Source organism: Acetobacter lambici (assembly GCF_011516885.1).
GTDB lineage: Bacteria > Pseudomonadota > Alphaproteobacteria > Acetobacterales > Acetobacteraceae > Acetobacter > Acetobacter lambici.
The window spans coordinates 1-715 of the sequence record NZ_WOTD01000165.1 but is presented as its reverse complement, the minus strand read 5'-3'; the positions used below and the strand labels follow the sequence as shown (position 1 = coordinate 715).

Sequence of the window (715 nt, the reverse complement as noted above, 5' to 3'; positions counted from 1 at the left end):
CCTCCGCCGCCACCCCCACCACCCCCGCCGGTTATGACCGTGCCGCCGCCGCCGTTCATTCCGCCGCCAAAGATCGAGGTGCCCCCACCACCCAAACCGCCCATGAAGCACGTGGCCCGTACGCCGCCCAAGCAGCCTGTGGCACCACCAACCCAGACCGCCAAGGCACCGCCAGCGGACACGCTGCCCAATGACTCGCCGGATACAACGGCAGGCACGTCGCCGCTGAACAGCGTGCGCCCCGTCTATCCGCCAGAAATGGAGGAAGACAACATTGAAGGCCGCGTAACCGTTGTGTGCGATGTGGAAACAACGGGCATGACCAGCAACTGCCGCGTGCAGTCGGTCACAGGTGGTCAGGCGTTTGCGCAGGCTGCGCTGGATTACGTGCACAAGGCCCGCTACCGGCCCGCAAGCCGCAACGGTGTGCCTGTGCGGGAGTTGAACAAGACGTATGTCATCCGCTTCCGGCTGGATGACTGACGCAGAGCAGACGGCCCGGCTTTTGCCGGGTCACCTTGGATAACACAGCAATACGGACCGCCCGGTCCGCTCCGGCAGGGGAATTGGGACCGGGCTTTTGGATGAGGATCTTGAGTAAAATGAGCAGACTGCCCCGTTCTTTTGTGTCAGGTCTTGCCGCCCCGGCTCTTGCACTGCTGATGAGCACGGCAGCGCCCGTTGCCGCCTTTGCGCAGGATGCAGCCGCCCCCGC

1 protein-coding gene is annotated in these 715 nt (G+C 64.6%); it reads left to right on the top strand.

Going from position 1 to position 715, the window contains the following annotated elements:
* On the top strand, window positions 1–483 hold a 483-nt coding region (locus GOB86_RS15685; protein ID WP_165993586.1), incomplete at its 5' end, for an energy transducer TonB.
* Window positions 484–715 lie beyond the last annotated feature (232 nt).